21 protein-coding genes are annotated in these 25,048 nt (G+C 68.1%); 10 read left to right on the plus strand and 11 right to left on the minus strand.

All coding sequences use genetic code 11. The features are described from left to right. Positions 1 to 18 precede the first annotated feature (18 nt). The gene (locus CHC02_RS07560; protein ID WP_089390870.1) at positions 19 to 486 is read left to right on the plus strand and encodes a DUF2269 family protein; all 468 of its coding nucleotides are present in this window, start codon (positions 19 to 21) and stop codon (positions 484 to 486) included. 6 nt (positions 487 to 492) lie between these two features. Here the strand turns inward: CHC02_RS07560 and CHC02_RS07565 are convergent, their stop codons facing one another. After that, positions 493 to 1,152, minus strand: coding sequence for a histidinol-phosphatase (locus CHC02_RS07565; protein ID WP_089390871.1), 660 nt, complete (start codon positions 1,150 to 1,152; stop codon positions 493 to 495). Between the two features lie 145 nt (positions 1,153 to 1,297). On the opposite strand from CHC02_RS07565, the gene CHC02_RS07570 reads away from it, so the two are divergent. The 3 genes from CHC02_RS07570 (at position 1,298) to CHC02_RS07580 (ending at position 5,177) form a co-directional block, all read left to right on the plus strand. Next, complete coding sequence (locus tag CHC02_RS07570) at positions 1,298 to 1,777, plus strand: RNA pyrophosphohydrolase (RefSeq protein WP_089390872.1); 480 nt, start codon at positions 1,298 to 1,300, stop codon at positions 1,775 to 1,777. Positions 1,778 to 1,798: 21 nt separating this feature from the next. Then, complete coding sequence (gene ptsP, locus CHC02_RS07575; protein ID WP_089390873.1) at positions 1,799 to 4,078, plus strand: phosphoenolpyruvate--protein phosphotransferase; 2,280 nt, start codon at positions 1,799 to 1,801, stop codon at positions 4,076 to 4,078. Positions 4,079 to 4,154: 76 nt separating this feature from the next. Then, positions 4,155 to 5,177: a sensor domain-containing diguanylate cyclase gene (locus CHC02_RS07580; protein ID WP_089390874.1), complete on the plus strand. Its 1,023-nt coding sequence runs from the start codon at positions 4,155 to 4,157 to the stop codon at positions 5,175 to 5,177. A gap of 416 nt (positions 5,178 to 5,593) precedes the next feature. On the opposite strand, the gene CHC02_RS07585 is transcribed toward CHC02_RS07580, so the two are convergent. Continuing rightward, positions 5,594 to 6,346, minus strand: a complete 753-nt coding sequence (locus tag CHC02_RS07585; protein WP_089390875.1) for an NRDE family protein — start codon at positions 6,344 to 6,346, stop codon at positions 5,594 to 5,596. Positions 6,347 to 6,539: 193 nt separating this feature from the next. On the opposite strand from CHC02_RS07585, the gene CHC02_RS07590 reads away from it, so the two are divergent. Next, positions 6,540 to 7,328 (plus strand): sulfite exporter TauE/SafE family protein, encoded by a 789-nt coding sequence (locus CHC02_RS07590; RefSeq protein WP_089390876.1) that lies wholly within the window; start codon positions 6,540 to 6,542, stop codon positions 7,326 to 7,328. Between the two features lie 9 nt (positions 7,329 to 7,337). Further along, positions 7,338 to 8,171 (plus strand): prolipoprotein diacylglyceryl transferase, encoded by an 834-nt coding sequence (lgt, locus tag CHC02_RS07595; RefSeq protein ID WP_089390877.1) that lies wholly within the window; start codon positions 7,338 to 7,340, stop codon positions 8,169 to 8,171. A gap of 212 nt (positions 8,172 to 8,383) precedes the next feature. Here lgt and CHC02_RS07600 read toward each other — a convergent pair whose 3' ends face one another. Genes CHC02_RS07600 through CHC02_RS07610 form a run of 3 tightly spaced genes read right to left on the minus strand, consistent with a single transcriptional unit; the run spans position 8,384 to position 11,014 of the window. Next, positions 8,384 to 8,905 carry a dihydrofolate reductase gene (locus CHC02_RS07600; protein WP_089390878.1) on the minus strand — a complete coding sequence of 174 codons (522 nt, stop codon included), beginning with the start codon at positions 8,903 to 8,905 and terminating at the stop codon, positions 8,384 to 8,386. 19 nt (positions 8,906 to 8,924) lie between these two features. Then, on the minus strand, positions 8,925 to 9,998 hold the full coding sequence (locus tag CHC02_RS07605) for a hypothetical protein (RefSeq protein WP_089390879.1): 1,074 nt from the start codon (positions 9,996 to 9,998) through the stop codon (positions 8,925 to 8,927). Further along, complete coding sequence (locus tag CHC02_RS07610) at positions 9,995 to 11,014, minus strand: hypothetical protein (protein WP_089390880.1); 1,020 nt, start codon at positions 11,012 to 11,014, stop codon at positions 9,995 to 9,997. Before CHC02_RS07610 ends, CHC02_RS07605 begins: the two co-directional genes overlap by 4 nt. A gap of 183 nt (positions 11,015 to 11,197) precedes the next feature. On the opposite strand from CHC02_RS07610, the gene CHC02_RS07615 reads away from it, so the two are divergent. Continuing rightward, positions 11,198 to 12,589 (plus strand): DUF2868 domain-containing protein, encoded by a 1,392-nt coding sequence (locus CHC02_RS07615; protein WP_089390881.1) that lies wholly within the window; start codon positions 11,198 to 11,200, stop codon positions 12,587 to 12,589. After that, positions 12,582 to 13,955, plus strand: a complete 1,374-nt coding sequence (locus CHC02_RS07620) for a GTPase/DUF3482 domain-containing protein (RefSeq protein WP_089390882.1) — start codon at positions 12,582 to 12,584, stop codon at positions 13,953 to 13,955. Before CHC02_RS07615 ends, CHC02_RS07620 begins: the two co-directional genes overlap by 8 nt. 34 nt (positions 13,956 to 13,989) lie before the next feature. Here the strand turns inward: CHC02_RS07620 and CHC02_RS07625 are convergent, their stop codons facing one another. Both CHC02_RS07625 and CHC02_RS07630 read right to left on the minus strand, forming a co-directional pair. Next, a complete protein-coding gene (locus CHC02_RS07625) occupies positions 13,990 to 14,457 on the minus strand; it encodes a metallophosphoesterase family protein (protein ID WP_089390883.1) in 468 nt (155 codons plus the stop codon). A 49-nt stretch (positions 14,458 to 14,506) separates the two neighbouring features. Continuing rightward, positions 14,507 to 15,895 (minus strand): nucleobase:cation symporter-2 family protein, encoded by a 1,389-nt coding sequence (locus CHC02_RS07630; RefSeq protein ID WP_089390884.1) that lies wholly within the window; start codon positions 15,893 to 15,895, stop codon positions 14,507 to 14,509. Positions 15,896 to 16,193: 298 nt separating this feature from the next. Here CHC02_RS07630 and CHC02_RS07635 point away from each other — a divergent pair, with 298 nt between their 5' ends. Continuing rightward, on the plus strand, positions 16,194 to 16,736 hold the full coding sequence (locus CHC02_RS07635) for a pilin (RefSeq protein WP_089390885.1): 543 nt from the start codon (positions 16,194 to 16,196) through the stop codon (positions 16,734 to 16,736). A 169-nt stretch (positions 16,737 to 16,905) separates the two neighbouring features. Here CHC02_RS07635 and ilvD read toward each other — a convergent pair whose 3' ends face one another. Beyond that, positions 16,906 to 18,744, minus strand: coding sequence for a dihydroxy-acid dehydratase (gene ilvD, locus CHC02_RS07640; RefSeq protein ID WP_089390886.1), 1,839 nt, complete (start codon positions 18,742 to 18,744; stop codon positions 16,906 to 16,908). A 403-nt stretch (positions 18,745 to 19,147) separates the two neighbouring features. After that, entirely contained in the window at positions 19,148 to 20,344 is a 1,197-nt protein-coding gene (locus CHC02_RS07645) for a class I SAM-dependent rRNA methyltransferase (RefSeq protein ID WP_089390887.1), read from the minus strand. Between the two features lie 243 nt (positions 20,345 to 20,587). On the opposite strand from CHC02_RS07645, the gene CHC02_RS07650 reads away from it, so the two are divergent. Continuing rightward, entirely contained in the window at positions 20,588 to 21,412 is an 825-nt protein-coding gene (locus tag CHC02_RS07650) for an HDOD domain-containing protein (protein ID WP_089390921.1), read from the plus strand. 449 nt (positions 21,413 to 21,861) lie between these two features. Here CHC02_RS07650 and CHC02_RS07655 read toward each other — a convergent pair whose 3' ends face one another. Together CHC02_RS07655 and arcC are read right to left on the minus strand one after the other, a co-directional pair. After that, positions 21,862 to 23,766 carry a beta-ketoacyl synthase gene (locus CHC02_RS07655; RefSeq protein WP_089390888.1) on the minus strand — a complete coding sequence of 635 codons (1,905 nt, stop codon included), beginning with the start codon at positions 23,764 to 23,766 and terminating at the stop codon, positions 21,862 to 21,864. A gap of 284 nt (positions 23,767 to 24,050) precedes the next feature. After that, entirely contained in the window at positions 24,051 to 24,983 is a 933-nt protein-coding gene (gene arcC, locus CHC02_RS07660) for a carbamate kinase (RefSeq protein ID WP_089390889.1), read from the minus strand. Positions 24,984 to 25,048: the final 65 nt, after the last annotated feature.

Genomic DNA, 25,048 nt, shown 5'->3' on the forward strand with positions numbered 1-25,048 from the left:
GACGGCGACGGAGCGCCGATGAGCCCCTACCTGCTGCTCAAGACCCTGCACATCCTGTCTTCCACCTTGCTGTTCGGCACCGGCCTGGGCTCGGCCTACTACGCCTGGCGGGCCTGGCGCAGCGGCCACCTGGAGGTGATCCGGGCGACCTTCCGCCACCTGGTCACCGCCGACTGGCTGTTCATCGCCACCACGGCGGTGTTCCAGCCGCTCAGCGGCGCCGCCATGGCGCACCTGGCCGGTTGGCCGCTGGACTCGGGCTGGCTGTCGTGGAGCCTGGCGCTGTACGTCTTCGCCGGCGCCTGCTGGCTGCCGGTGGTGTGGCTGCAGATCCGCGTGCGCGACATGGCCGAGGCGGCGCACCGCGATGGCACGGCGCTGCCGCCGCGGGCCTTCCTCTACATGCGCTGGTGGTTCGCCCTGGGCTGGCCGGCGTTCCTGGCCTTCCTGGCGATCTTCCACCTGATGGTCAACAAGGGCTTCTGAGGCGGCTCAGTCGCGCAGGCTGAGCACCGGCCAGCCGCGCGCCTGGGCGGTGGCGCGCAGGACCTCGTCCGGGTCGACCGCCACCGGGTGGGCCACCACTTCCAGCAGCGGCAGGTCGTTGCGCGAGTCGCTATAGAAGTAGCTGTCTTCCAGGCCCATGCCGGTTTCCTGCAGCCAGCGCTGCAGGCGCGTCACCTTGCCGCCCTGGAAGCAGGGCACGTCGAAGGTGCGGCCGGTGTAGAGGCCGTCGCGCATCTCGCACTCGGTGGCGATCAGCGTTTCCACGCCCAGGCGCTCGGCGATGGGGCCGGTGACGAAGCGGTTGGTGGCGGTGATGATCACCAGGCGGTCGCCGGCGGCGCGGTGCTCGGCCAGCAGGGCTTCGCCGCGGGGCAGGATGATCGGCTCGATGACCTCTTCCATGAACTGGCGATGCCAGGTGGCCAGCTGCTCCAGGCTGTTGCGGCCGAGGATCGCCTGGGTGAAGGCCTGGTAGGCGAACACGTCCAGGGTGCCGGCCTGGTAGTCGGCATAGAAGGCATCGTTGCGCGCCTGGTATTCGCCGGCGTCGACCAGGCCGCGCTGGCACAGCCATTCGCCCCAGCTGTGGTCGCTGTCACCGGCCAGCAGGGTGTTGTCGAGGTCGAAGAGGGCCAGACGCGCCATGGTTCACCATTGATTGCGAAAGCGGAAAAGTCGCCTAGAGTAACGGCTTTTGCCCGCCCTGCCCATGCGCGCCAAGCCTCGCGTTGCCGCTGTCACAGGCTTTGTGGAACAATGCGGGCACACGCGTTTTCGAGGATGTACCGCCGTGATCGATCCCGATGGTTTTCGCCCCAATGTCGGCATCATCCTCTCCAACGAGGCCGGTCAGGTTCTGTGGGCGCGGCGCATCAACCAGGAGGCCTGGCAGTTCCCGCAAGGCGGCATCAACGCCCGGGAAACTCCTGAAGAGGCGCTGTTCCGCGAGTTGAACGAAGAGATCGGCCTGGAAGAGCAGGATGTGCGCATTCTCGCCTGCACCCGCGGCTGGTTGCGCTATCGTCTGCCGCAACGGCTGGTGCGCACCAACAGCCAACCGCTGTGCATCGGCCAGAAACAGAAGTGGTTCCTGCTGCGCCTGACCGGCGACGAGAACCGGGTACGCATGGATGTGACCGGCAAGCCGGAGTTCGATGGCTGGCGCTGGGTGAGTTACTGGTATCCCCTGGGGCAGGTGGTGACCTTCAAGCGCGAGGTCTACCGGCGGGCCCTGAAGGAACTGGCGCCGCGCCTGCTGGCGCGGGACTGAATAGGAGATAAGGCCCTGAGCATGCTCAACACGCTGCGCAAGATCGTCCAGGAAGTGAACGCCGCCAAGGACCTGAGGGCGGCGCTGGGCATCATCGTGCTGCGGGTCAAGGAAGCCATGGGCACCCAGGTGTGCTCGGTCTATCTGCTCGACGCCGACACCAACCGTTTCGTCCTGATGGCCACCGAGGGCCTGAACAAGCGCTCCATCGGCAAGGTCAGCATGGCCCCCAACGAAGGCCTGGTGGGCCTGGTGGGCACCCGCGAGGAGCCGCTGAACCTGGAGAACGCCTCCGAGCACCCGCGCTACCGCTACTTCGCCGAGACCGGCGAGGAACGCTACGCTTCCTTCCTCGGCGCCCCGATCATCCACCACCGCCGGGTGATGGGCGTGCTGGTGGTGCAGCAGAAGGAGAAGCGCCAGTTCGACGAGGGCGAGGAAGCCTTCCTGGTGACCATGAGCGCGCAGCTCGCCGGGGTCATCGCCCACGCCGAGGCCACCGGTTCGATCCGTGGCCTGGGCAAGCTCGGCAAGGGCATCCAGGAGGCCAAGTTCGTCGGCGTGCCCGGCGCCCCCGGCGTGGCCGTGGGCAAGGCCGTGGTGGTGCTGCCGCCGGCCGACCTGGAAGTGGTCCCGGACAAGCCCATCGACGACGTCGAGGCCGAGGTCGAGCGCTTCAAACAGGCCCTGGAGTCGGTCCGCGAGGACATGCGCAACCTCTCCAGCAAGCTCGCCACCCAGCTGCGCAAGGAAGAACGCGCGCTGTTCGACGTCTACCTGATGATGCTCGACGACGCCTCCATCGGCCAGGAGGTCAAGCGCATCATCCGCTCCGGCCAGTGGGCCCAGGGCGCCCTGCGCCAGGTGGTGATGGAGCACGTGGCGCGCTTCGAGCTGATGGACGACGCCTACCTGCGCGAGCGCGCCTCCGACGTCAAGGACATCGGCCGGCGCATCCTCGCCTACCTGCAGGAAGAGCGTAAGCAGAACCTGACCTACCCGGACCAGACCATCATCGTCAGCGAGGAACTGTCCCCGGCGATGCTCGGCGAGGTGCCCGAGGGCAAGCTGGTGGGCCTGATCTCGGTGCTCGGCTCGGGCAACTCCCACGTGGCGATCCTTGCCCGCGCCATGGGCATCCCCACGGTGATGGGCGCGGTCGACCTGCCGTATTCCAAGGTCGACGGCATCGACCTGATCGTCGACGGCTACCACGGCGAGATCTACACCAACCCGTCGCCGCAGCTGGTCAAGCAGTACGGCGAAGTGGTCGCCGAGGAGAAGGAGCTGAGCAAGGGCCTGGCCGCGCTGCGCGAGCTGCCCTGCGAGACCCTCGACGGCCACCGCATGCCGCTGTGGGTCAACACCGGCCTGCTGGCCGACGTGGCCCGCGCCCAGGAGCGCGGCGCCGAGGGCGTGGGCCTGTACCGCACGGAAGTGCCGTTCATGATCAACGACCGCTTCCCCAGCGAAAAGGAGCAGCTGGCGATCTACCGCGAGCAGCTCTCGGCCTTCCACCCGCTGCCGGTGACCATGCGCACCCTGGACATCGGCGGCGACAAGGCGCTGTCCTACTTCCCGATCAAGGAAGACAACCCCTTCCTCGGCTGGCGCGGCATCCGCGTCACCCTAGACCACCCGGAAATCTTCCTGGTGCAGACGCGCGCCATGCTCAAGGCCAGCGAGGGCCTGAACAACCTGCGCATCCTGCTGCCGATGATCTCCGGCACCCACGAGCTGGAAGAGGCGCTGCACCTGATCCACCGCGCCTGGGGCGAGATCCGCGACGAAGGCGTGGACATCCCCATGCCGCCCATCGGCATGATGGTGGAGATCCCCGCGGCGGTGTACCAGACCCGCGAGCTGGCGCGCCAGGTGGACTTCCTCTCGGTCGGCTCCAACGACCTGACCCAGTACCTGCTGGCGGTGGACCGCAACAACCCCCGCGTGGCCGACCTCTACGACTACCTGCACCCGGCGGTGCTGCAGGCGCTGAAGAAGGTGGTCGACGACGCCCACGCCGAAGGCAAGCCGGTGAGCATCTGCGGCGAGATGGCCGGCGACCCGGCGGCCGCGGTGCTGCTCATGGCCATGGGCTTCGACTCGCTGTCGATGAACGCCACCAACCTGCCCAAGGTGAAGTGGCTGTTGCGCCAGATCACCCTGGGCAAGGCCCGCGAGCTGCTCGGCCAACTGATGACCTTCGACAACCCGCAGGTGATCCACAGCTCCCTGCACCTGGCTTTGCGCAACCTCGGCCTCGGCCGGGTGATCAACCCGGCGGCGACCATCCAGGGCTGAGCCTGGGGCGCCGCCCTCCCCGGAGCCGAGTCGTCCCCGGGGCCCCGTACACGCCGGCAGCGCCGGGAGAAGGCTTATGGATGAGCAACAAGCGTGCGCGGACGACCGCGAAGCCATCGAGAAGACCCTCCGCTATGCCCTGGAGATCGTCAGCGACGGCATCTGGGACTGGGACATCCGCAGCGACGACGTCAAGCGCAGCCCCGGCTGGTACCGCATGCTCGGCTACCCCATCGACGGCCTGCCGGAGAACGTCGCCACCTGGCACTCGGTGATCCACCCGGACGACTTCCCCCGCGTCATGCGCAGCTTCCAGGCCTACCTGGACGGGCGGCAGGCGGCCTACGCCGAGGAGTACCGCTGCCTCTGCGCCAACGGCGAGTACCTGTGGATAAGGGACCATGGCCGCTTCGTCGAATTCGACGAGCAGGGCCGTGCCACGCGGATGATCGGCGCCCACCACAACATCCACGAGCGCAAGCTGATCGAGCTGGAGCTGAAGCGGCGCAACGAGGAGCTGCGCGAACTCAACCGCAACCTCGAACAACTGGTCGAACAGCGCACCGAGGCCCTGCGCCAGGCCAACCTGGCCCTGGCCGAGCAGGCCGCGGTGGCGGTGCGCCTGAGCGAGACCGACCCGCTGACGCAGATCTTCAACCGGCGCCGCTTCGAAAGCAGCCTGCAGCAGGAGTGGCAGCGCTTCCAGCGCCACGACCAGCAGGTCAGCCTGCTGATGTTCGACCTCGACCACTTCAAGCGCATCAACGACCTCTTCGGCCACCCGGTCGGCGACCGCGTACTGGTGGCGGTGACCCAGGCGGTGCGCCAGACCCTGCGCGAGGAAGACTGCTTCGCCCGCTGGGGCGGCGAGGAATTCATCGTGCTGCTGCCCAACACCCCGGTGGCCTCCGCCACCCGCCTGGCCGAGCGCTTGCGCCTGCACATCCGCGAGGCCTGCGGCGAGCTGGAGCAACCCCTCACCGCCAGCTTCGCCCTGGCCGGCATGCGCCGCGCCGAATCCCTGGAGGGCCTGCTGCGTCGCCTGGACGACGCGCTCTACCGGGCCAAGCGCCTGCGCGATGCCATCGAGGTGTGCTAGGCCGCAGCGCATGGTGTAGCGGGCCCTGCCCGCGAATCGCGCGCAGGGCGCGCTCCTACATGGAGATGGCGTGGGTGGGGCGGCGTAGGAGCGGATCTCATCCGCGAATCGCGCCGGAACCTCCGGCTATCGCGGAAAAGTTCCGCTCCTACGGGAGGGAATACCGTGCCGCCCGGCAACTGTAGGACGAACCCGCAACCCCCTCCCTAACCCTCCCCCGCAAGCGGGAGAGGGGATCGTCCGTGCCTGCTGGAAGCGTGTGCCTCACGGCTGATCCCGTAGGGCGCATAACCGTTCGCGGTTATCCGCCGTTGGCCCCTGCGCGGGATTGGCATTCGGAACGGCGGATAACCCCTTCGGGGTTATTCGCCCTACGGGTGCCTTTCGTAGGCGCGAGCTTTCCCCCGTAGCGGGCCCTAGGCGTCGAGCACCAGGCGCACCTCGCCCAGGTGGGCCCCTTCCGGACCGAAGCTGCGTTCGATGAACTCCCGGCGCCCGTCGGCATGCACCCGCAGCACGCTGCTGGCACGGGTGCCATAGTTGGCGCTGGCGATGAACACGCTGGACAGCAGGCGCTCGGTGGCCAGGCCGACGCCGGTTTCCGGCAGCCGTTCGTCGGCGGGGCGCTCGCGGTCGCCGAGCAGCCCCAGCAGGGTATCGGGCTCGGCTTCGTCGAGGTGTTCCTCAAGGGCGGCGCGGGCGCGCAGCAGCTTGGGCCAGGGCGTATCCAGCGTGGCATTGGACAGGCCGTGCAGCCCGGCCGGCAGTTCCCGTGGCGCGCCGTCGCGGGGGTTGAAGTAGCAGAGCTGGCGGGCGTCGCCGACCAGCAGGTTGAACCCGGAATATTCGCTGGCGCGGCGCTGCACCTCGGCGAGGTAGGCCAGCGGCGCCTGGCGGCCGCGCAGGAAGCCGGCCACCAGTTCGCCGCGGGAGCGCGGCCCCAGCGGCTGGCCCGGATCACGCACGTTGGTCAGGGCGGCGAAACGCCCGCCAGGCCCCAGGCCCATCCACGTGCCGCCGGCCTCCAGGTCGCGCCCGGCATAGACCTCCGGCGCATCCTCCCAGGCCGCCAGCGGCAGGGTGGGGCGGGCATAGAACTCGTCGCGGTTGGCCGCGACTATCAGCGGCATGGCGTGTCCGGGGCGCCAGGCAAGGACGATCAGGCACATGGGGCAGGGCCCTGCGGTGGTGGTCCAGGCAGGGTAGGTAACTGGCGGTGGCAACTCAATAGCCGCCGTTGCCCGCGCGCGGCGCAGGATGAAATTTTCTTCATATCGGTACCGAAAGGCCCGTTGCACCGCGGGCGGCTGCCGTCGCCGGCGCATTTTCGGTACCATGCCGCTTTTGCCACCCGAGGTCTCCATGGAGTTCCTTCTCTACCTGGTGCTGGGTGCCTGCGCGGGGGTGCTGGCCGGGCTGTTCGGCGTCGGCGGCGGCCTGATCATCGTCCCGGTGCTGGTGTTCAGCTTCACCGCCCATGGCTTCCCCGTCGAGGTGCTGACGCAGATGGCGGTGGGCACCTCCCTGGCGACCATCGTCTTCACCTCGGTCAACTCCATCCTCGAGCACCACCGCCGCGGCGCGGTGCTCTGGCCGGTGGTCCTGTGGATGACCGTGGGCATCGTCGTCGGCAGCGCCCTGGGCGCCCTGACCGCCTCGGCCATCAAGGGCCCGGTGCTGCAGAAGATCATCGGCGTCTTCGCCGTGCTCATTTCCATCCAGATGACCCTGGGCCTGCAACCCAAGGCCGGCGGCAGCCTGCCGGGCAAGGGCGGGCTGGGCGCGGCGGGCGGCTTCATCGGCTGGGCCTCGGCGATCTTCGGCATCGGCGGCGGCTCGCTGACCGTGCCTTTCCTGTCCTGGCGCGGCGTCTCCATGCAGCAGGCGGTGGCTACCTCTTCCGCCTGCGGCCTGCCCATCGCCATCGCCGGGGCGGTTTCGTTCATCGCGGTCGGCTGGCACCGGCCCGAACTGCCGCAGTGGAGCTTCGGCTTCGTCTACCTGCCGGCGCTGGTGGGCATCGCCGTCACCAGCATGTTCTTCGCCCGCATCGGCGCGCGCCTGGCGCACCGCCTGCCGGCCAAGGTGCTCAAGCGCCTGTTCGCTCTGCTGATGTTCTGCATCGGCATGAGTTTCCTGATCAAACCCTAGGAGTAAGCGATGCTGCCCTATCCACAGATCGACCCCGTAGCGGTGTCGCTGGGCCCCCTGAAGATCCACTGGTACGGGCTTATGTACCTGATCGGCATCGGCGGCGCCTGGCTGCTGGCCTCGCGCCGGCTGAACCGTTTCGATGCGACCTGGAGCAAGGAGAAGCTCTCCGACCTGGTGTTCTGGGTCGCCTGCGGCGTGGTGCTGGGCGGGCGCCTGGGCTACGTGCTGTTCTACAAGCTGGACTTCTACCTGGCCAACCCGCTGAACCTGTTCAAGGTCTGGGAGGGCGGCATGTCCTTCCACGGCGGCCTGCTGGGGGTGATGCTGGCCACCTGGTGGTTCGGCAGGCGCAACGGCAAGAGCTTCTTCCAGCTGATGGACTTCATCGCCCCGCTGGTGCCGATCGGCCTGGGCGCCGGGCGCATCGGCAACTTCATCAACGCCGAGCTGTGGGGCAAGCCCACCGACGTGCCCTGGGCGATGATCTTCCCGCCCTACAGCGACCCCGCGCAGCTGCCGCGCCACCCCTCGCAGCTGTACGAGTTCGCCCTGGAAGGCATAGTGCTGTTCGCCATCCTCTGGATTTTCTCGCGCAAGCCGCGGCCGACCGCCTCGGTATCGGGCCTGTTCATCCTCTGCTACGGCTGCTTCCGCTTCTTCGTCGAGTTCTTCCGCCTGCCGGATGCCGACCAGGGCGCCGGCGGCAACGGCGGCCCGGGCTACCTGGCCTGGGACTGGCTGACCATGGGCCAGCTGCTGTGCGTGCCGATGATCCTCGGCGGCATCGCGCTGATGGTCTGGGCCTACCGCCGCGCGGCGGCGAAGCCGGCGACCCACTGACGGGACGGCGGCTTTTCGTAGGAGCGAGGGGGACGCCTGGTTCTTGCTCGCGAACCCAACGTCTCTGGGTTCCCGCGTTCGCGGGAATGACGGGGTGGAAGGATGGTGTCTGGCCTACAAGCCACTCCGAACGGCTCCCTCTCCCTTCAGGGAGAGGGTTGGGGAGAGGGCCGGAGTCAACCCCGGACCCACTGCTCACCGGCAGACACCCCTCAAGCGCGATCCCAGACCTCGAAGGCATAGGCCGGCGTTTCCGCCGCGGCTTCATGCTCGATGCTGGACGCCAGGCGCCAGCGGCTTTCGTCCAGCTCGGGGAAGTGCGCGTCGCCCGCCGGGCTCAGGGCCACGCGGGTCAGGTACAGGCGCTCGGCTACGGGCAGGGCTTCGGCGTACAACTGGGCGCCGCCGATCAGCATCAGCTCCTCGGCTTCCTCCTCCCGGGCCCAGGCGTCGGCGCGCGCCAGGGCGGCGTCCAGCGAGGTGAAGACTTCCGCGCCTTCCAGCTGCAGGCCGGCCTGGCGGCTGACCACCAGGTTGAGCCGGCCGGGCAGCGGGCGGCCGAGGGAGTCCCAGGTCTTGCGGCCCATGATGATCGGCTTGCCGAGGGTCAGCGCCTTGAAGTGCTTGAGGTCGGCCGGCAGGTGCCAGGGCAGGCGGTTGTCGATGCCGATCACGCGGTTCTCGGCGAGGGCGGCGATCATCGCCAGCGGCAGGCGGGAAGGGGCTTGGGACATCGTGGCTCCGGTCATGTGCTCAGGGTGATCCGTCGGTGGCAGAGGATACCAGCCGCTGGGCCGGCGCGTCGTTCGCATAGGGCGGCACGCGCATGAAGAAGGTGCCGTCCTCGTTGACCTGGGTGATGCCGGTGGCCAGCACCTTGCGGTAGTCCCTGAGGTTGAACACCAGCCTCTGGTCCGGCTGCTCGGCCTTGAGCAGCACCTGCGCGTAGGTGATGAGGATCTCGAAGATCTTCAGGTCGCCCGACTGCAGCCAGATGTACGAGGGGCCGGCCAGGGTGGGCGGCTCGAAGCGCGGCGGCGGGCTGCCGGCCGGGCGGGCGAAGCGCAGGTGCAGGCCCTGCGCATCGAGCCAGGCGGCGTCGACCTTGCCGTCGATGCCCGCCAGCGGGAACACCTGGTGGTAGTTCAGGCGCATGGCGTTGTCGCGCAGCAGGGCGCCGGGGCGCTCCAGCTCGACCAGCGAATCCAGGTGCAGGCCGACCAGGCTCATGGCGCCGTAGGCCGGCACGCCGAGGACCTTGACCTGGTCCGGCTGGTAGAGGATCTCGTCGCCCTCCAGGCGCACGCTGCCGGACAGCCGCAGCGGCAGCCAGGGGCCGATGCCCAGGGGCTGCACCTGGCCGCTGACCAGCAGGCGCTCGCCGTCCACGCTCATGGCGAAGTCGCGCAGCATGCTCTGTGGATAAGCCAGGATGCGCTGGTTGAACAGGTTGGCCAGTTGCTGCGGGTCGAGGATCACCTCGCCCTCGGTGACCTGGATGCGCATGTCCTGCGGGCGGTCGAAGTCCACCGGCGCGCCGGCCTGCAGCGGCAGCAGCCAGCCCTTGAGCTGCGGGCTGTGGAAGCCGATGCCGCCTTCGAAGTACATGTCCACGTCATGCAGCAGCAGGCCGACGCCGTCCTGGCCGGAATCGCGAATCCCGCCCGGGCGGCTGGCGGCGTGGCCGGCCTCCGGCGGCGTCTGCTGGAACCAGCCCTGGCGCAGCAGCTGCAGTTCCTGCTGCTGGCGGTCGATGGCGGTTTGCGCCCAGGCCGGAACGGCGGCCAGCAGGGGCAGGGCGAGGACCAGGGGCAGCAGGCGCTTCATAGGGCTTTCTCCTGCGGCGCCGGCGCCTTCACCGGCGACACCGCGATGTGCACCATGCCGTCCTGGCGCAGGCGGATCTCGCCGTACTGCAGCTGGCGGCGGTAGTCGTAGAGGTTGAACAGCAGCGGCTGCCCGGGGCTGAGGCTGGTGAATAGGGCGTAGGCCTTGACCAGGATGGTGCGGGCCATCTTGATGTCGCCGCCCTTGATGAACATGTAGCTCTCCGGCGCCTGCAACCGCGGCCATTGCAGGCCGGCCAGGTCCTCGCCCAGCAGCAGGTCCATGCCGCCGTCGGCCAGCTTCAGGCTGCGCACGGCGAAGTCCAGGCGCGGTGGCGGGAACAGGCCGTCGAGGTCGACCAGGATGCGGTTGCCGAGCAGCTGCATGTGCGCGGTGTGCAGCCGCAGCACCTCGGACATCTCGATGGAGGCGGCGCTGAGCGAAGGGGTGACGTCCACGCCGTCGACGAAGATGCGTTGCGGCACCAGGGCCACCTTCAGCGGGCCGGCCTGCTCGATCCCGGTGAGCATCCGCAGCGGCCGCCAGCGCCCCTTGCGCAGCAGCTCGCCGCGCACCTCCTGGCCGTCCTTGCGGGTGCTCAGCACCAGGTTGCGCACCGGCGCGTCGGCGCTGCGCAGCTCGGCGTTGAGCAGGGTGGCGAGGGTGGCGTCGGCGACGAAGATGTCGCCGGCCTGGATGCGCGCCACCATGGCCCTGGGGTCGTCGAGCATGAGCGGCGTGCCCTTGGGCCCCACCGAGCTCATGCGGATCAGCATGCGGCGGATGAAGAAGCCGATGTCGTCGTGCAGGCGGAAGTCGGTGTGGCTTATCCACAGCTTCGACTCGTCGCTGTCGGAGTCGCGCTGGCCGACCTTGTCGTCCAGCTGGCGCGGCGGCACCGCCTGCATCAGCGGGGTGTCCGGGCCCCAGTCGGAGGGCCGGGGCGGGGGCGTTTCCACGGCCGCCGCGCGGGCGGCGGCCAGCAGGAGCAGGGCGCAGGGCAGGACGCGCGGCATGGCGGGCCTCGTTGTTGTTGTTCTGGTTGGCTTTGGCACCCTATACCCGTGCGCGCGCCGGGTAAGCCCTTCCTTGGTTCGGTCGGTGGCCGCCGGTGTTACCGTTACCCCGGAGAGCTGGCGGGCGGACGCGGCGCGGCGCAGCGGTTATGCTTGCGCCCAGGAACCAGCGCCGGAGACCCCGTGAGCGATACCGCCCCACCTTCCGCCTTCGACCGACTGTGGCTGTGCGAAGCCGTGCGCCTGCGCGAGGAGCAGGCCGGCCCGCTGGAGGATGCCGAAGCCAACCGCCGCGCCATCGCCGCCGGCGGCGAACTGCCCCGGCGCATCGAGCACCGCGCCCTGTGGCTGGCCGGGCGCGACCAGTTGGACAGCGCCCTGCGCCTGTGGAAACAGGGCGCGCAACTGGCCTTCTATCTGCTGATCGTCCTCGCCCTGCTCAGCGGCGCCGGCCTGGCGCTGGCCGCCCTGGGTGACGGCCAGCGCCCGGTCAACGTGTTCTGGGCCCTGGCCAGCCTGCTCGGCCTGGACCTGCTGATGCTGCTGGGCTGGGCCTGCGGCTTCGCCCTCGGCGGCGGCGAGGCGGCCGGCGCCCTGGGCCGCCTGTGGCTGTGGCTGAGCGGCAAGCTGGCGCGCGACGCCCGCGCCGCGCAGCTGGCGCCGTCGCTGCTGGTGCTGCTCGGCCGCCAGCGCCTGACGCGCTGGGCGCTGGGCATGCTGGTCCACGGCCTGTGGCTGCTGGCCCTGGGCGCGGCCCTGGTGGTGCTGCTGGCGTTGCTGTCGACGCGGCGCTACGGCTTCGTCTGGGAAACCACCATCCTCGGCGGCGACACCTTCGTCTTCCTTACCCAGGGGCTGGGCGCATTGCCTTCGCTGCTGGGTTTCCCGCTGCCGGACAGCGACCTGGTGCGCGCCAGCGGCGACGCCCTGGTGGCCAGCGAGGCCGCGCGCCACGCCTGGGCCGGCTGGCTGGTGGGCATCCTGCTGGTCTATGGGCTGCTGCCGCGCCTGCTGCTCTGGGCCTTCTGCCTGTGGCGCTGGCGCAGCGGCCGCGCGGCGTTGCGCCTGGACCTCTCGCTGCCGGGCTACAGCCTGCTGCGCGAGCGCCTGCAGCCCGGCAGCGAGCGCCTGGGCGTGAACGATGCCGCGCCGGCCAGCCTGGTCGAGCCGCAGGCGCAGAACCCTGCGGCCAGCGCAGAGGGCGCCTTGCTGGTGGCCATCGAACTGGACGACAGCCAGAGCTGGCCGCCGAAGCTGCCGGCCGGCGTGGCCGATGCCGGCGTGCTGGACGATGGCGCGCAACGCCGCCGCCTGCTGGAACAGCTGACCCGCTACCCGCCGGCGCGCCTGGCCATCGCCTGCGACCCGCGGCGCTCGCCGGACCGCGGCACCCTGGCGCTGATCGCCGAGCTGTCGCGCTGCGCCGGCGCCACCCGCGTCTGGCTGCTGCAGCCGCCGGCGGGCATCGGCCTGGACAGCGACCGCCTGGCCGACTGGCATGCCGCCATCGACAGGCTGAACCTGCCGCACAGCGGCGCATCGCCCCTGGCCTGGCTGGAGAGCGGACATGACTGAGCCCCTCAGGCTGGCCGTGGTCGGCCACACCAACGTCGGCAAGACCTCGCTGCTGCGCACCCTGACCCGTGACGTCGGCTTCGGCGAGGTCTCGCACCGCCCCAGCACCACCCGCCACGTCGAGGGGGCGCGCCTGTCGGTGGACGGCCAGGCGCTGCTGGAGCTGTACGACACGCCGGGCCTGGAGGACGCCATCGCCCTGCGCGACTACCTCGACGCCCTGGAGCGCCCCGGCGAGCGCCTGGACGGCCCGGAGAAGCTGCGCCGCTTCCTCGACGGCAGCGAGGCGCGCGGGCGCTTCGAGCAGGAAGCCAAGGTGCTGCGCCAGTTGCAGGCCTCCGATGCCGGGCTCTACGTGATCGACGCCCGCGAGCCGGTGCTGGCCAAGTACCGCGACGAACTGGCGGTGCTCGCCGGCTGCGCGCGGCCGCTGCTGCCGGTGCTGAACTTCGTCGCCAGCGCCAGCCACCGCGAGGCGCAGTGGCGCGAGGCCCTGTCGCGCCTGGGCCTGCACGCCCTGGTGCGCTTCGACAGCGTGGCGCCGCCGCTGGACGGCGAACGGCGACTCTACGAAAGCCTGGCGCTGCTGCTGGAGAAGTCCCGCCCGCAGTTGGAGCGGCTGATCCAGGACCACGAGGTCCAGGCCGTGGCGCGGCGCGAGGCCGGCGCCAAGCTGATCGCCGAACTGCTGGTGGACGTCGCCGCCTGCCGCGACCTGGTGCCCGGCGACGCCGAGGCCATCCGCAAGGCCACCGAGGCCCTGCGCGACCGCGTGCGCAAGCGCGAGGAAGCCTGCGTGCAGGCCCTGCTGCGCCTCCATGCCTTCCGCAAGGACGATGCCCGCGCCGCCGACCTGCCGCTGCTGGACGGGCGTTGGGGCGATGACCTGTTCAACCCCGAGACCCTGCGCCAGCTCGGCGTGCGCCTGGGCGGCGGCGTGGCTGCCGGCGCCGCGGCCGGCGCCGGCATCGACCTGCTGGTGGGCGGCCTGACCCTGGGCGCCGCCACCGCCCTCGGCGCCCTGGCCGGCGGCGCCTGGCAGACCGTCGGCCACTACGGCCAGCGCCTGCTCGGCAAGCTCAAGGGCCAGCGCGAACTCTCGGTGGACGACAGCGTGCTGCGCCTGCTCGCCCTGCGCCAGCGGCAACTGCTGGCAGCGTTGCAGGCGCGCGGCCACGCGGCCATGGAGGCGATACGCGTCGACTCGCCGGAAGACAAGCAGTGGCGCGAAGGCAAGCTGCCCGAGGCGCTGCGCAAGGCGCGGGCGCACCCGGAGTGGTCGACCTTGAATGGCCGCAAGCGGGTGGACAAGAGCGAACGCCAGGAACAGGTCGACGCCCTGGCTCGACAGTTATTGGAACCGTAGGGCGAATAACCGCTAGCGGTTATTCGCCCTACGTTCAGCCTAGCGTGATCATTTCCACCGAAGCCTGTCCGTCCGCGATGCTCAGGATCGCCAGCGTGATCGGCAGCTTGAAGCGCCTCGGCCCGGCGCTGCCGGGGTTGAGGTAGAGCACGCCGTCGCGCACCTCCTGCAGCGGCTTGTGCGAATGCCCGGCTAGCACCACGTCGAAGCCTTCCGCGCGCGGATCGACGGCCAGTTGCTTGAGGTCGTGGATCAGATACAGGCGCAGTCCGCCCAACGCCAGGACCAGGGTCTCGGGGATCGCCTCGGCCCAGGCTTCGGTGTCGTTGTTGCCGCGCACCATGTCCAGCGGCGCCAGTTGGCGTAGCGCATCGAGAATGCCCGGCTTGCCGATGTCGCCCAGGTGCAGGATGCGCCCGCAACCCCGCAGGGCATCCAGGGCCTCGGGGCGCAGCAGGTTGTGGGTGTCGGCGATCACGCCGACGCGCAGGGGAGTGCTCATGCCCCCAGCATAAACGACGACGCCACCGGCAGGTGGCGTCGTGGCGGGCTCAGTGCCGGGCCTGGGCCGCCGGCGTTTCCGGCAGGAACCAGTTCAGCAGCAGGGCGCAGATGCCGCCGGTGGCGACGCCGGATTCCAGCACGTTGCGCAGCGCCGCCGGCATGTGCGCGAGGAACTCCGGCACCTGCGACACGCCCAGGCCCAGGGCCAGGCTGACCGCGATGATCAGCAGCGCGCGGCGGTCCAGCTGGACGCTGGCGAGGATGTTGATGCCCGAGGCGGCCACCGCGCCGAACATCACCATGGCCGCGCCGCCGAGCACCGGCTCGGGCACCGCCTGGATGACCCCGGCGACGCTGGGGAACAGGCCCAGGAGGATGAGCATCGCGGCGATCCACAGGCCGATGTGGCGGCTGGCCACGCCGGTCAGCTGGATCACCCCGTTGTTCTGCGCGAAGACCGAACTGGGGAAGGTGTTGAAGAGGCCGGCCAGCAGCGAGTTGGCGCCGTTGACCAGCACCCCGCCCTTGATCCGCTGCATCCACAGCGGGCCTTCCACCGGCTGCTTCGACACCTTGCTGGTGGCGGTGACGTCGCCGATGGCCTCCAGCGAGGTGACCAGGTAGATCACCAGCATGGGGATGAACAGGCTCCAGGAGAAGCTCAGGCCGAAGTGCAGCGGAACCGGCACCTGGAACCGCGCGGCCTGGTGCATGCCGGTGAAGTCCAGGCGGCCCAGGTAGCCGGCCAGCACGTAGCCCACGGCCAGGGCGATGACGATGGCGCCGCTGCGCATCCACACCACCGGGATGCGGTTGAGCACCACGATGATCGCCAGCACCACGCCCGACAGCAGCAGGTTCTCGCCGTTGGCGAAGGTGCCGTTGGCCATCGCCGAGAAGCCGCCGCCCATGCTGATCAGGCCGACCTTGATCAGGGTGAGGCCGATCATCAGCACCACGATGCCGGTCACCAGCGGGGTGATCAGGCGCTTCACGAACGGCAGGATGCGCGACACGCCCATCTCCACGAAGGAGCCGGCCATGACCACGCCGAAGATGGCCGCCATCACCTGTTCCACCGGCGTGCCCTGCTTGACCATCAGCGCGCCGCCGGCGATCAGCGGCCCGACGAAGTTGAAGCTGGTGCCCTGGACGATCAGCAGGCCGGCGCCGAAGGGCCCGAAGCGCTTGCACTGGACGAAGGTGGCGATGCCGGAGATGACCAGCGACATGGACACGATCAGGTTGGTGTCCCGCGCGGAAACGCCCAGCGCCTGGCAGATCAGCAGGCCGGGGGTGACGATGGGCACGATGATCGCCAGCAGGTGCTGCAGCGCGGCGAGCAGCGTGACGGGCAGGGCGGGGCGGTCTTCCAGGCCGTAGACCAGGTCGCGCTGGGCCTTGTCGGCGGTGACGGGGTTCTCGAGGGAGCTCATGGCGGCAGTCCGGGAAAAAGAGCGGGATTTTACGGGGTGGGAGCGGGATCGGACAGTGCCATGGGGCAGGGATTTTTCTTTGAGAGGTGACACTAACTGTCAGGCAGTTTCAGTTTTAAGGGCATTATCTGCCGTTATTGGTCACTTGTTTGGGTATTGTCCAGATATATCGAAGTCAGCAGAAATTTCAGCTTTTCCTTGCGGAAGTGGACTACATATCGGTCCCATTCATGAGTCATTTAATTAACTTCGCCCATGGTTCTTTGGGCGGACTAAATTCATGATCATGGAGACTGAAATGAAAAGGCGATATACTACACAGAAAGGTTTCACCCTTATTGAGCTAATGATCGTTGTGGCTATCATCGGTATCTTGGCCGCCATTGCGATTCCGCAGTACCAGAACTACACCATACGAGCACGTGTTACCGAGGGGTTGAATTTGGCCACGGCAGCGAAAGTTGCTCTGAGCGAAACATATGCAGCCAATGCCGGTTTGGCGGTCAATGCGTATGCTGGCACCGGTGCACCAACTGCCGCCGCAGCTAACACTGTGAATACTGGGTTTCAGTTCGCCGCTACGCGTGATGTTGCAAGCATAGCGATTGCGGCTGTAAGCGCTGGCGCCGCGACTGCTGGAGATGGTGCCATAACCATTACCTATACTGGGGTTGTCCCTGTCCCGCAAAGCCCCTTGACCTTGACACTTACGCCTGGAACGGGTGCCATTACTGCAGGTGTTCCGGCTGGCACTTTGAATCCAAATTTACCCATAGTTTGGGGCTGTGCTGTAAATGACGTTGCCAATAATAGTTTTGTTCCTGCTAATTGCAGGCTTTAAGTTGGCTTGAGCTATTGGCTGGCGAGGATTTATATGTGCTAAGTTTCTGAGAATTGTTGCTGTTTGGATGCGGTGTGAGCATTCACGTGGTTTTACTCCTAATAAAACAAAGCCCGGTAATCATGCCGGGCTTTGTTGACGTCGGGAGTTTTTCTCTACAGCTAACTGCTTAGCCCTCCAGTAGAGCTTTATTTCGGACAGCCCCTTTGTCAGCACTGGTAGCCAGCAACGCATAAGCCTTCAGCGCCGTACTGACGCGACGGGCACGCGGCTGCGCCGGCTTCCAGCCCTTCCTGTCCTGCTCGATGCGGCGGGCGGCGAGTTCCTCGTCGCTGACCAGCAGGTTGATGCTGCGGTTGGGGATGTCGATCAGTACCTTGTCGCCGTCCTGCACCAGGCCGATGGCGCCGCCGGCAGCGGCTTCCGGGGAGGCGTGGCCGATGGACAGGCCCGAGGTGCCGCCGGAGAAGCGGCCGTCGGTGAGCAGCGCGCACTGCTTGCCCAGGCCCTTGGACTTCAGGTAGCTGGTGGGGTAGAGCATTTCCTGCATACCCGGGCCGCCTTTCGGGCCTTCGTAGCGGATGATCACGATGTCGCCCGGCTTCACTTCGTCGGCGAGGATGCCCTTCACCGCCGCGTCCTGGCTCTCGAAGATCTTCGCGCTGCCTTCGAACACGTGGATGGATTCGTCCACGCCGGCGGTCTTCACCACGCAGCCGTCCAGGGCGATGTTGCCGTAGAGCACGGCCAGGCCGCCCTCGGTGGAGTAGGCGTGCTCGACGCTGCGGATGCAGCCTTCGGCGCGGTCGTCGTCCAGGCTCGGCCAGCGGGTGTTCTGGCTGAACGCGGTCTGGGTGGGGATGCCGGCCGGGCCTGCCTTGAAGAAGGTGTGCACGGCTTCGTCGCGGGTCTGGGTGATGTCCCACTGGGCGATGGCATCGGCCATGCTCGGGCTGTGCACGGTCGGCACGTCGGTGTGCAGCAGGCCGCCGCGGGCCAGTTCGCCGAGGATGGAGAAGATGCCGCCGGCGCGATGCACGTCTTCCATGTGGTACTTCTGGATGTTCGGCGCCACCTTGCACAGCTGCGGCACCTTGCGCGACAGGCGATCGATGTCGCGCAGGTCGAAGGCGATCTCCGCCTCTTGCGCAGCGGCCAGCAGGTGCAGGATGGTGTTGGTCGAGCCGCCCATGGCGATGTCCAGGGTCATGGCGTTCTCGAAGGCCTTGAAGCTGGCGACGTTGCGCGGCAGCACGGAATCGTCGCCCTCGCCGTAGTAGCGCTGGCACAGCTCGACGGCCAGGCGCCCGGCGCGCAGGAACAACTGCTCGCGGTCGGCGTGGGTGGCCAGGGTCGAGCCGTTGCCCGGCAACGACAGGCCCAGGGCCTCGGTCAGGCAGTTCATCGAGTTGGCGGTGAACATGCCGGAGCAGGAACCGCAGGTGGGGCAGGCGCTGCGCTCGTACTCGGCGACCTTCTCGTCGGAGCAGGAGTCGTCCGCCGCGACCACCATGGCGTCCACCAGGTCCAGGCCGTGGCTGGCCAGCTTGGTCTTGCCGGCTTCCATCGGCCCGCCGGAGACGAACACCACCGGGATGTTCAGGCGCAGGGCGGCCATCAGCATGCCGGGGGTGATCTTGTCGCAGTTGGAGATGCAGACGATGGCGTCGGCGCAGTGGGCGTTGACCATGTATTCCACCGAGTCGGCGATGATCTCGCGGCTGGGCAGCGAATAGAGCATGCCGTCGTGGCCCATGGCGATGCCGTCGTCCACGGCGATGGTGTTGAATTCCTTGGCCACGCCGCCGGCCTTCTCGATCTCGCGGGCGACCAGCTGGCCCAGGTCCTTCAGGTGCACGTGGCCGGGCACGAACTGGGTGAAGGAGTTGGCGATGGCGATGATCGGCTTCTTGAAGTCTTCGTCCTTCATCCCGGTGGCGCGCCAGAGGGCGCGGGCGCCGGCCATGTTGCGGCCGTGGGTGGAGGTTTTCGAGCGGTAATCGGGCATGACGGGTTCCTGCGGCTAATCAGGTCTCGATGGGAGCCTTCCGGGTCGTCATGGCGACGGCACGCAGCGGGTGGCGCGGGCCGGCGAGACCTCGGACGGGCTCTTTTAAGTCGTATCGTGAGCGTCGGGCGCACCGGATGCAAACGGCAGATGAGGTTGCATGGGCGTTGGTGGCGCGGGGCGTGGCGGGGTCACCGCCTGCTCGGCCGGGGGCTCACAGGTCCGCCGGGGGATAAATGGCAGGAATCCCGCGATTCTACGCCCGCCCCGACCGCCAGGGGAAGGCTGGCGGTCGGGCTGGCTTGCGTGGACGGCGCCAGGGCGCCAATCCTAGCTTGCAGCTTGCAGCTTGCAGCTTGCAGCTTGCAGCTTGCAGCTTGCAGCTTGCAGCTTGCAGCTTGCTTCAGCCGTTCGGCAGCAGCCGCACGGTCAGGCTCTTGATGTAGCGGGTCTCGGCGATGGCCGGGTGCACCGGGTGGTCCGGGCCCTGGCCGCCGCGCTCCAGCAGCTGGAGGTTGCGGTCCAGGTGGCGGGCGCTGCCGAGCAGGATGTTCTGCAGGTCGTCCTCGGGCAGGTGCATGGAGCAGGAGGCGCTGACCAGGATGCCGTCCTTGTTCAGCAGGCGCATGGCCTGTTCGTTGAGGCGGCGGTAGGCGGCTTCGCCGTTCTTCAGGTCCTTCTTGCGCTTGATGAAGGCCGGCGGGTCGGCGATGACCACGTCGAAGCGCTCGTCGGCGGCCTTCAGCTCGCGCAGGGCGTCGAACACGTCGCCTTCCACGCAGGCGACCTTCTCGGCCAGGCCGTTGAGGGTGGCGTTGCGCTCCACGCCGTCGAGGGCGAAGCCGGAGGCATCCACGCACATCACGTCGCTGGCGCCGAAGGCCGCGGCCTGGATGCCCCAGCCGCCGATGTAGCTGAACAGATCGAGCACGCGCCTGCCTTTCACATAGGGCGCCAGGCGCGCGCGGTTCATGCGGTGGTCGTAGAACCAGCCGGTCTTCTGCCCGGCCAGCACCGGTGCTTCGAACTTCACGCCGTTCTCTTCCAGGGCGACCCACTCGGGCACTTCGCCGTAGGCGTTTTCCACGTAGCGCTCCAGGCCTTCGGCGTCGCGCGCGCTGGAGTCGTTCTTCCACAGCACGGCGCTGGGCTTGAGCACCTGCAGCAGGGCGGCGAGCACGTCGTCACGGTGCTTCTCCATGGCGGCGGAGGCGAGCTGCACCACCAGCACGTCGCTGAAGCGGTCCACCACCAGGCCGGGCAGCAGGTCGGAGTCACCGTAGACCAGGCGGTAGAAGGGCTTGTCGAAGAGACGATCGCGCAGGCTGAGGGCGACGTTGAGGCGGTGAACCAGCAGCGATTTGTCGAGGACGTGCTTGGTATCGCGGGAAACCAGGCGTGCGCAGATCAGGTTGTTCGGGCTCAGCGCCACCACGCCCAGCGGCTTGCCGTTGGCCATCTCGAGGATCGCCTGGTCGCCGGCGGCGAAGGCGTTCAGCGGGGTGGCCTGGACGTCCACCTCGTTGCTGTAGACCCACAGGTGGCCGGCGCGCAGGCGGCGCTCGGCATTGGCTTTCAGACGCAAGCTGGGCAGGGTCATGGCGGTGCTCCGGGAAAAAGAGCGAGATTATAACCGTTGCCCGCCGGGGTTGCCGATGCCGCGCAGGCGTGGCGGCCGAGCATAAAGTTCGCGCCGAGGCTGCCGATACGGTTCTGTCTAGATCGGCAGTTCCAGAAGTGCTCCGTCTGGGTAAACTGTGCGCCCCGTCAACTTTTCCAGACCGTCCCCATGGTCCAAGAACTCTCCGCCGAACAGATCCGCCAGACCCTGCAGGGCATCAGCGTGCCGCCGCAACCGCAGATCATGGTCGACCTGCAGATGGAACAGGTCATGCCCAACCCTGACCTGAAGGCCATCGCCAAGCTCATCAGCCAGGACCCGGGGTTGTCCGGCGCCTTGCTCAAGCTGGTCAACTCGCCGTTCTTCGGCCTGGCCAACCGCATCACCTCGATCCAGCGCGCGGTCAACCTGCTCGGCAGCCGCTCGGTGATCAACCTGATCAACGCCCAGTCGATCAAGGGCGAGATGAGCGACGACACCATCGTCACCCTCAACCGCTTCTGGGACACCGCCCAGGACGTGGCCATGAGCTGCCTGACCCTGGCCAAGCGCATCGGCTACGAGCCGGTGGACGAGGCCTATGCCCTGGGGCTGTTCCACAACTGCGGCATCCCGCTGATGCTCAAGCGCTTCCCGCACTACATGGCGGTGCTGGAGGAGGCCTACGCCAGCGCCAGCGACGAACGCCGCGTGGTGGATACCGAGAACCGCGTGCTGAACACCAACCACGCCGTGGTCGGCTACTTCACCGCGCGTTCCTGGCGCCTGCCGGAGCACGTCTGCGAGGCCATCGCCAACCACCACAACGCGCTCTCGGTATTCAGCGAGGAAAGCAGCCGCAACACCCAGCTGAAGAACCTCCTGGCGATCCTCAAGATGGCCGAGCACATCTGCGGCTCGCACCGGGTGCTGGGCAACCAGCCGGAAGACCACGAGTGGCAGAGCATCAGCGCCCTGGTACTGGATTACGTGGGGCTGACCGAGTACGACTTCGAGAACCTGAAGTCGAGCATCCTCGAGCTGGGTGTGGGGCAGGGGAGCTACTAGGGACCGCGGACGGCGTCCGCTCCTGCGATCGTGCTTCCCCGCAACCGTAGGGCGTATAACCGTTCGCGGTTATACGCCGTTGGCGGGGGAACACAGGTGCCCTTCAAGAGCGCCCTCTCCCCAACCCTCTCCCGCAAGCGGGAGAGGGGGCTGTCCTGAGCGGCGTCGAAGCCAGGCGCCATCCTCATACCCCCGCGAACGCGGGAACCCAGAGAACAGCGTAGGAGCAACTGTCTTGCCGGTTGCGCCGAGGTGTTCTTCGTAGGAGCGAGCTTGCTCGCGAATGAGCCCCGCGGCGGACTGTGTTCGCGAGCAAGCTCGCTCCTACGAAAAGCTGTGTTTCCTGGAAACGTAGGAGCGGGCCCTGCCCGCGATTCGCGCGCAGGGCGCGCTCCTACAAGTGCACGAGAACCGGCCGAAGCGCGCCAAGGTACGGGATGGCGCGGCCCTCAGTCGAGCATGTCGCCGAAGCGCTCGTCCTTCCGGTACACCAGCGGCTGGGCGAAGCCCGGTACCGTCAGTTCCTCGGCGCTGATGCGGATGTCGCGGTCGTCGATCATGTCGTTGCCGAAGTTGTAGATGATGTCGAACTGGCCCTTGAGCGCCTGCTCCTCGTAGCGCCGGGCGGCGGCGCGGGTTTGCTCGCGGCGTGCCTGGTAGGCGTCGAAGGCGGCGGCGCCGTGGCGCTTGCGCAGCATCTTCTCGGCCAGGCGCGGGGAGAGCAGCACGCCGGTGGCGTTGTTGCCGCCGAAGCCCTTGGAGTTGATGAAGCAGACGTCGAGGTCGTCGCGCTTGCGGTCCCTGGTGGACAGCGCGATGCGGTCCTTGTGGACGTCGTCGGCGAAGGTCTCGACGGTCTTGATGCCCGGCAGCAGGCCGTACCTGAAGGTACCCAGGGCGGAGACCAGCTGGTCGGCGCTGGCGGTGGCCAGGGAGTGGCCGACGAAGGCCTTGACCGCCGCCACCGGCCAGTCGGCGATGCCGAAGGCCTTGGCCACGCGGTCGAGGATTTCCGACTCGGTGACGCGGTTGGCCGGGGTGCTGGAGCCGTGGGCGTGGACGAAGCTGTGGCGGCGCACGCCTTCCTCGCCGACGATCTGCATGGCGGCGGCCACGGCCTTGGCCATGGTCAGGTAGTTGCCCGGACCGGGGGCGGAAATGGATTTCTTGAAGCCGTCGGCGTTGATGAAGACGTCGGTCGCCGCGCCGTGGATGTCGGCGCCCAGCTCCAGGGCCAGGGCATCGTCCATCAGCACCACGTACTGGCTGGATTCGGCCAGGGTGAAGCCGCAGTTCTCGCCGAACGGGCGGCTGGCGCGGCGGAAGTCCACGTCAGGGCGGCCTTCGATGTTGCGCAGGCCTTCTTCGGTGGCCAGGGCGCTCATGGCCGCGTAGCCCTCGACGATTTCCGAGGTTATCGGCGCCTCGCTGTTGCCCACCACCACCACCCGCGCCTGGCCGGAGGTGATCGCCTCGATGCCCTTCTGCAGGTTGTAGAGGAAGGTGGCGCAGGCGCCGGTGACGCTGCCGGTGAGGCCGACGCTGCCCAGCACGTAGGCGTTGATGAAGTCGGTGGGCATGCTGTTGAAGCCCAGCGGCAGCTGCTTGGCGCTGACGCGGTGGCCCTTCAGGCGCGACTGCAGCAGGCCACCGAAGCCGTTGTCGTCGAGCTGGCTCATGATACTGCTGGAGAACACGGCGATTTCGTCGGGCTGCACGCGGTCGACGATGCGCTGCCAGTCGATGCCGGTGGAGCGGATGGCGTCGGTGGCGCCCACCACGGCCATCTGCAGGCCGCGCGGGTGGAAGCGCGAGGCGTACAGCTCGCCCGGCTCGAAGCCGGTGGGCAACTGGCCGGCGGACTTCACCGGCATCTCGCGGTAGCTGTCGACCTTGACCTCGACGCTGTCGTGGAGGGTCACGCGCACCTGGTTGTCGGCCAGCTCTTCCACCGACCAGTTGGCCGGCAGTGGCTCGGGCAACTGCTTGCGGGTGGTGGTGAAGCTCAGCGGCTGGGCATCGCTGGCTTCCAGGGTGAGGTTCTTGTGCCAGTGCGCGGCATCGACGTCGAAGTACTGCTTCTCGATGCGGCGGATCAGGGTGGAGCCGAGGATCTGCGCGGCATGCCGCCGCTCGATGGCGGCCAGGTCCAGGCGCGCGCCGTCGGCGGCGTCCAGGTAGTGGCCGTCCTCGAACCTGACCAGCTTCATCATCACCGCCAGGCCGGCGAGGGTTTCCTGGCGGGCGGCCGCGTCCAGGGACTCCAGGACGGTGCGGCGGAACGCGTGGTGGAAGGAACTGCGACCCGCGGCGTTATACCCACCAAAACCAACGATGACCGGTAGTCGAGACATCTCTCGCAAACTCCTTCATATAGGCCCGTCCTGTACAGGACCGGATGGCGCGACCAGGTTGCACGCGAGGCGCTGAAAGGCGGCATCACGGATCGGGGGCACAAGCCCGGCGGCGGCTCTGTGATTGGAATGCTTATGCTGACGAGGATGATGACTGCCGAGTCACGCTTTTGGCCAGGGATTGACGGCGAAAGGCGACGAACTTGCATGGATGGGGGCGCTCGCGCGGCTGCGCGAAGACGCCGGGAGCCAGGACGGCTCCCGGGCGGGGTTGCAGTGCGGGCTCAGCGGTACTCGATGCCGGGCTTCCTGGTGCTGACGCGGGTGCCGGACTTGCCCTGGGTGATGGCCACGATGTTTTCCAGCGAGCCGATCACCGCGTCCTTGCCGGTGGCGCGGGCGAACTCGGCGGCGGCCTGGACCTTCGGGCCCATGGAGCCGGCGGCGAAGCCGAGGCGTTCCAGCTCGTCCGGGTGGGCCTGGGCAATGGCCTTCTGCGTCGGCTTGCCCCAGTCGATGTAGGCCGCGTCCACGTCGGTGGCGATGATCAGGATGTCGGCGTCCAGTTCCTGGGCCAGCAGCGAGGAGCACAGGTCCTTGTCGATCACCGCCTCGACGCCGGAGAGCTTCTTGCCGGACTCGTCGTACATGGTCGGGATGCCGCCGCCGCCGGCGCAGATGACGATGGTGCCTTTCTCCAGCAGCCATTTCACCGGGCGGATCTCGAAGATGCGCTTGGGCCGGGGGCTTGCCACCACGCGGCGGAACTTGTCGCCGTCCGGGGCGATGCTCCAGCCTTTTTCCCTGGCCAGGGCTTCGGCTTCTTCCCTGGCGTAGACCGGGCCGATCGGCTTGGTCGGCTTCTGGAAGGCCGGGTCCTTGGCGTCCACCTCGACCTGGGTGAGGATGGTGGCGAAGGGCACTTCGAAGGGCAGCAGGTTGCCCATTTCCTGTTCGATCATGTAGCCGATCATGCCCTCGGTCTCGGCGCCGAGGACGTCCAGCGGGTACGGCGTGACCTTGTCGTAGGCGGCGCCCTGCAGGGCCAGCAGGCCCACTTGCGGGCCGTTGCCGTGGGCGATCACCAGCTCGTTGCCAGGTGCCACTTTGGCGATCTGTTCGGCGGCGATCCGTACGTTTTCGCGCTGGTTGTCCGCAGTCATGGGTTCGCCACGACGCAGCAGGGCGTTACCGCCCAATGCGACGACGATACGCATAGTCATTTCCTCCTGAGAGTGAAAACGCCCCCGGGCCAGCAGGCGTGGCCCGGGATGCGCATTCG

The organism is Pseudomonas delhiensis, from assembly GCF_900187975.1.
In the GTDB taxonomy this organism is placed as follows: domain Bacteria; phylum Pseudomonadota; class Gammaproteobacteria; order Pseudomonadales; family Pseudomonadaceae; genus Pseudomonas; species Pseudomonas delhiensis.

Excerpts from the sequence above, each read along its gene's own strand:
- CHC02_RS07560 (WP_089390870.1), top strand. The coding sequence starts at position 19 with ATGAGCCCCTACCTGCTGCTCAAGACCCTGCACATCCTGTCTTCCACC.
- CHC02_RS07565 (WP_089390871.1), bottom strand. The coding sequence starts at position 1,152 with ATGGCGCGTCTGGCCCTCTTCGACCTCGACAACACCCTGCTGGCCGGT.
- ptsP (WP_089390873.1), top strand. The coding sequence starts at position 1,799 with ATGCTCAACACGCTGCGCAAGATCGTCCAGGAAGTGAACGCCGCCAAG.
- CHC02_RS07580 (WP_089390874.1), top strand. The coding sequence starts at position 4,155 with ATGGATGAGCAACAAGCGTGCGCGGACGACCGCGAAGCCATCGAGAAG.
- CHC02_RS07585 (WP_089390875.1), bottom strand. The coding sequence starts at position 6,346 with ATGTGCCTGATCGTCCTTGCCTGGCGCCCCGGACACGCCATGCCGCTG.
- CHC02_RS07590 (WP_089390876.1), top strand. The coding sequence starts at position 6,540 with ATGGAGTTCCTTCTCTACCTGGTGCTGGGTGCCTGCGCGGGGGTGCTG.
- lgt (WP_089390877.1), top strand. The coding sequence starts at position 7,338 with ATGCTGCCCTATCCACAGATCGACCCCGTAGCGGTGTCGCTGGGCCCC.
- CHC02_RS07600 (WP_089390878.1), bottom strand. The coding sequence starts at position 8,905 with ATGTCCCAAGCCCCTTCCCGCCTGCCGCTGGCGATGATCGCCGCCCTC.
- CHC02_RS07605 (WP_089390879.1), bottom strand. The coding sequence starts at position 9,998 with ATGAAGCGCCTGCTGCCCCTGGTCCTCGCCCTGCCCCTGCTGGCCGCC.
- CHC02_RS07610 (WP_089390880.1), bottom strand. The coding sequence starts at position 11,014 with ATGCCGCGCGTCCTGCCCTGCGCCCTGCTCCTGCTGGCCGCCGCCCGC.
- CHC02_RS07620 (WP_089390882.1), top strand. The coding sequence starts at position 12,582 with ATGACTGAGCCCCTCAGGCTGGCCGTGGTCGGCCACACCAACGTCGGC.
- CHC02_RS07625 (WP_089390883.1), bottom strand. The coding sequence starts at position 14,457 with ATGAGCACTCCCCTGCGCGTCGGCGTGATCGCCGACACCCACAACCTG.
- CHC02_RS07630 (WP_089390884.1), bottom strand. The coding sequence starts at position 15,895 with ATGAGCTCCCTCGAGAACCCCGTCACCGCCGACAAGGCCCAGCGCGAC.
- CHC02_RS07635 (WP_089390885.1), top strand. The coding sequence starts at position 16,194 with ATGAAAAGGCGATATACTACACAGAAAGGTTTCACCCTTATTGAGCTA.
- ilvD (WP_089390886.1), bottom strand. The coding sequence starts at position 18,744 with ATGCCCGATTACCGCTCGAAAACCTCCACCCACGGCCGCAACATGGCC.
- CHC02_RS07645 (WP_089390887.1), bottom strand. The coding sequence starts at position 20,344 with ATGACCCTGCCCAGCTTGCGTCTGAAAGCCAATGCCGAGCGCCGCCTG.
- CHC02_RS07655 (WP_089390888.1), bottom strand. The coding sequence starts at position 23,766 with ATGTCTCGACTACCGGTCATCGTTGGTTTTGGTGGGTATAACGCCGCG.
- arcC (WP_089390889.1), bottom strand. The coding sequence starts at position 24,983 with ATGCGTATCGTCGTCGCATTGGGCGGTAACGCCCTGCTGCGTCGTGGC.